Raw genomic sequence first — 1,531 nt, 5'->3', positions numbered from 1 at the left:
GGCGGCCCGCCGCCTCCTCGCCGCCGGGCTGCACGCCGACGCCGACACCGCGAGGGCGCTGGCCACCACCCGCACCGCCTTCGAGCACCGCGCCGTGCTCACCGGCCCCGACCGCGAGCGGCAGCTCGCCGCGCTCGCCGAGGACCACTCCAGTCCCGGCCTCGTGCGTGGCACCGCCAAGCCGGGCAGGGTCGTGTTCGTCTTCCCCGGCCAGGGCTCCCAGTGGACCGGCATGGCCCGCGACCTGCTGGCGGCCTCGCCGGTGTTCGCGGAGAAGGCCGCCAGGTGCGCCGACGCCATCGAACGGCACGTGGACTGGTCCGTCCTCGACGTCCTGCGTGGCGTCGATGGGGCGCCGTCGCTGGACCGCGTCGACGTCGTGCAGCCCGCGTTGTTCACCGTGCTGGTGTCGCTGGCGGCCGTGTGGCGGTCGCTGGGTGTCGAGCCGGACGCGGTCATCGGCCATTCCCAGGGCGAGATCGCCGCCGCGCACGTCGCGGGCGGGCTCGGCCTTGCCGACGCCGCCCGGATCATCGCACTGCGCAGCAAGGCCGGGGCCAGTCTGGTCGGCAGGGGCGGGATGATGTCCGTCGGCGCGACCGCGGAACGGGTCCGAGGGTGGCTGCCCCGGTGGGACGGCAGGCTGTCCGTGGCCGCCGTCAACGGGCCGGAGTCCGTCGTGGTCGCCGGCGACCGCGACGCCATGGACGAACTGGAAGCGTTGTGCGCCAAGGAGTCCGTGCGCACCAAGCGGGTCCCGGCCGCGTGGGCGGGGCACTCGGCACAGGTCGACCTCATCCGCGACCACCTGCTCGACGTGCTCGACGGCGTCCGCCCCGGCACCTCGACCGTGCCCATGATGTCCACTGTGGACGTCGGGTGGATCGACACGGCGACCATGGACGCCGGGTACTGGTACCGCAACACCCGTGAGACCGTGGAGTTCGAGGCCGGGATCGCCGCGCTCGCCGCCGACGGTCACCGGTTCTTCGTCGAGATCAGCCCGCACCCGGTCCTCCTCGGCGCGGTCGGCGACGTCGGCGACGCCGTGTCGGCCGACCTCGTCGCCGTCGGCTCGCTGCGCCGCGACGACGGCGGACTCGACCGGCTGACCGGCGCGTTCGCCGAGCTGTACGCGGGCGGCGCCCCGGTCGACCCCGCCGCCATCACCGGCACCGGAGTGCCCGTCGACCTGCCGACCTATCCGTTCCAGCGGGACCGCTACTGGCTCGACGCACCCGCCCCGGCCGCCGCCGACCCCGCGGAGGGCGCCTTCTGGGCCGCCGTCGAGCGCGGCGACCGCGACGGCCTCGCCGCCACCCTGTCCATGCCCGCCGACGCCGCAGCCGACCTGCTGGTCCCGCTCGCCACCTGGCGAAGGAACCACCGAGGCCAGTCCATCGTGGACAGCTGGCGCTACCGGGTCTGCTGGCGGCCGGTCCGGCCGTCCGGCGCGGTCCTGTCCGGTTCGTGGCTGGTCGTCGGCGACCCCGCCGCCGACCGCACCGCCCGGTGCGTCGCAGCGCTGACC

1 protein-coding gene is annotated in these 1,531 nt (G+C 75.4%); it reads left to right on the top strand.

Annotated elements, in window-relative coordinates; genetic code table 11:
* On the top strand, positions 1 to 1,531 hold a 1,531-nt coding region (locus WBA97_RS05905; protein ID WP_424229666.1), incomplete at both ends, for an acyltransferase domain-containing protein.

Source organism: Actinophytocola sp., from assembly GCF_049647105.1.
Taxonomy (GTDB): Bacteria; Actinomycetota; Actinomycetes; order Mycobacteriales; family Pseudonocardiaceae; genus Actinophytocola.
Note: the sequence above shows the minus strand (reverse complement) of the source record. Positions and strands in the feature narration are given on the sequence as shown.